The 2,583-nt window shown below is 76.0% G+C and carries 3 protein-coding genes; 1 reads left to right on the top strand and 2 read right to left on the bottom strand.

Features of this window, described 5'->3' with window-relative positions:
- Positions 1-141: 141 nt before the first annotated feature.
- A complete protein-coding gene (locus RIF68_RS33955; RefSeq protein WP_309055318.1) occupies positions 142-393 on the bottom strand; it encodes an SDR family NAD(P)-dependent oxidoreductase in 252 nt (83 codons plus the stop codon).
- A 188-nt stretch (positions 394-581) separates the two neighbouring features.
- Here RIF68_RS33955 and RIF68_RS33950 point away from each other — a divergent pair, with 188 nt between their 5' ends.
- Positions 582-1,838: a SpoIIE family protein phosphatase gene (locus RIF68_RS33950; RefSeq protein WP_309055317.1), complete on the top strand. Its 1,257-nt coding sequence runs from the start codon at positions 582-584 to the stop codon at positions 1,836-1,838.
- Positions 1,839-1,881: 43 nt separating this feature from the next.
- On the opposite strand, the gene deoC is transcribed toward RIF68_RS33950, so the two are convergent.
- Positions 1,882-2,535 (bottom strand): deoxyribose-phosphate aldolase, encoded by a 654-nt coding sequence (gene deoC / locus RIF68_RS33945; RefSeq protein WP_309055316.1) that lies wholly within the window; start codon positions 2,533-2,535, stop codon positions 1,882-1,884.
- Positions 2,536-2,583 lie beyond the last annotated feature (48 nt).

Here is a 2,583-nt window from a genome sequence, read left to right as displayed (position 1 = left end):
GCCATGGATGGCACCCTTCTGGCGGTTCGGGGCGGCCGCTCGACGGGGCCGCGGGGGCGTTCGCGGCCAGTCTAGTGGTTCGCCGCGGGCGCGCGGCGGCCGGTTCCGGCCGTGCCGCGGGGACGGGCCGGTGCCGGTGGCTCAGCCGCTGCCGGCGCCCCGGCACGGCCAGAAGATGGCGGAGACGTTGGTCTCGCAGGTCGCGTCGACCTGCTCGTCGGTCAGCTCCAGGACGTCCGGGCAGTGCTGCTGCTTGCCGGCGATGTCGGCGAGGACGTCGAGCCCGCCCAGCTCGGCCACGGCGGTCCCGACCAGCGGCTCGCAGTACGCCTCGTCGGTGACGTCCCCGGGCACGGCCACGGCGCGGGGCCCGGCCTGCTCGACCAGCTCCACGACACTGCGTCGTGGGATCCCGCACCGTGTGCTGGTCGGACAGGGGACTCCTCTCGCGGAACTGGATCATAAGATTGCTTTCGATCTACGCTGGCACTCTCTTGTGGAGGTGTCAGCGTGGAGGGTCGGATGTGCAGCGCTTGTTCAGGAACGCCGGGAGCGTCGCCGGCCGGCGGGGGGACGGGGCCGTGACGGGCTCCTCCGGCGCGACGCCGCGGGAGGACGGCCCGTCCGGCCTCCCGCCCGCCCAGGACGCCCAGGAGCTCGCCCGCCTGGCGGCCCTGCACGACCTCGGCCTGCTGGAGACCGCCCCCGAGGAGCGCTTCGAGCGGATCGTGGCCCTGGCCCGGCTGGTCTTCCGGGTGCCCGTGGCCGCCATCGCGCTCGTCGACGCGGACCGGCAGTGGATCAAGGCCGCCTCCGGGCTGGACGCCGGGGTCTCGGTGCCCCTGCGGTACTCGCCGTGCCACTACACGGTCCAGCAGCCGGGCGCCCTGGTCCTGGAGGACGCCGCACGCGGGACCCGGGGAGCGGACACGACGGTCGTGCGCCAGGGGATGCGCTTCTACGCGGGGCAGCCGTTGCGGGCGCGCACGGGGGAGCGGGTCGGGTCGCTGTGCATCATGGACACCGTGCCGCGGGGTTTCGGTGCGGACGAGCAGGAGGTCCTCGCCCAGCTCGGGCAGCTCGTCGAGCGCGAGCTGGCCGCCACCGGCGAACTGGCGGCCGCCGGGGCCGCGCAGCGGGTGCTGCTCCCTGCCGGAGCCTCGGAGGTGCCCGGGTACCAGTTGGCCGGCCGGTGCACACCGGCCCGGCGCGCCGGCGGCAGCTACTTCGACTGGCGGGCCGAGGACGGGCGGGTGCAGCTCGAGGCCGCCGACGTCCTCGGCGCCGGGACCGCGTCCGCGGCGGTCACCTCCGGCCTGCACGCGCTGCTGCGGGCCACGGGGCCGGGGCTCGCCCCGCGCCGGTCGGTCGAGCGCTCGGCGGTGTGGGCGCCGGCCGCCGCCGACGGCGCCTTCGTCACGGCCTTCGCGGCGACGCTCGACGCGAGCAGCGGCACCTTCGTCTACGTCCTGGCGGGGTACGGCGCGGCACTGGTCCTCGGCGCCGGCGGCGGTGTGCGACGGCTGGCCGGTTCCGGGCCGGCCCTGGGCCTGTCACCGGCCTACGGCTCCGGGTGGGACGTGCGCACCGCCGCGCTGGGCCCGGGGGAGACCCTGCTCGTGCTCACCGACGGTTTCCTCGACCTGAGCCCGGACGCGCAGCCGGCCGGGGGCCTGGACGCGGTCGCCCGGCGCTATCCGGGCGGGATCGGGGCCCATGAGGCGGTGGACCTGGCCACGGCGTGGGCCGTGACCGAGGGGCACCCCATCGACCTCACCGTCCTCGCCCTCCACCGCCTGCCCGACCCGTCCCCGTCGACGGGACCGGGGAGCGGCTGACCGGCCCCGCCTCGTCCCGGGACGAGGACCGGCGCGGACGTCCTCAGCCGACGAGCGCCGGACCGCTGCTGGCGCCGATCCGGGAGGCACCCGCCTCGATCAGCGCGAGGGCGTCCTCTCGGGTACGGATCCCCCCGGAGGCCTTGACCCCGATGTCCGGACCCACGGTCTCGCGCATGAGCCGCACGTCCGCCACGGTGGCGCCGGCGGTCGAGAAGCCGGTGGACGTCTTCACGTAGTCGGCCCCGGCGGCCACGGCGGCCCGGCAGGCGAGCACCTTCTGCTCGTCGTTCAGCAGGCACGTCTCGATGATGACCTTCAGGGCGGCCCCACCCGCGTGCGCGGCCTCGGCGACCGCCGCGATGTCCCGCTCCAGGGTCTCGCGCTCGCCGGCCCGCGCGGCGGCGATGTCGATGACCATGTCGATCTCCTGGGCGCCGGCGGACACGGCCGTGGCGGTCTCGAAGGCCTTGACCTCCGTGGCGGACGCGCCCAGGGGGAAGCCGACGACCACGCACGTCAGCACGTCGCTGCCCGCGAGCCGCTCCCGGACGAAGCCGGCCCACAGCGGGTTGGTGCACACCGAGGCGAAGCCGTACTGCTCGGCCTCCGCGCACAGGGCGGCGATCTGCTCCCGCGACGCCTCGGGCTTGAGGAGCGTGTGGTCGATGTAGGAGGCGAGCTGGGGGGTGGTCACGGGCGGCCTTTCGACGGTCGGGCGGGTCGCGGCCAGCCTACCGGCAGG

Source organism: Streptomyces sp. (assembly GCF_031178505.1).
GTDB lineage: Bacteria > Actinomycetota > Actinomycetes > Streptomycetales > Streptomycetaceae > Streptomyces > Streptomyces gulbargensis.
This window is presented reverse-complemented; position numbering and strand designations above follow the sequence as displayed.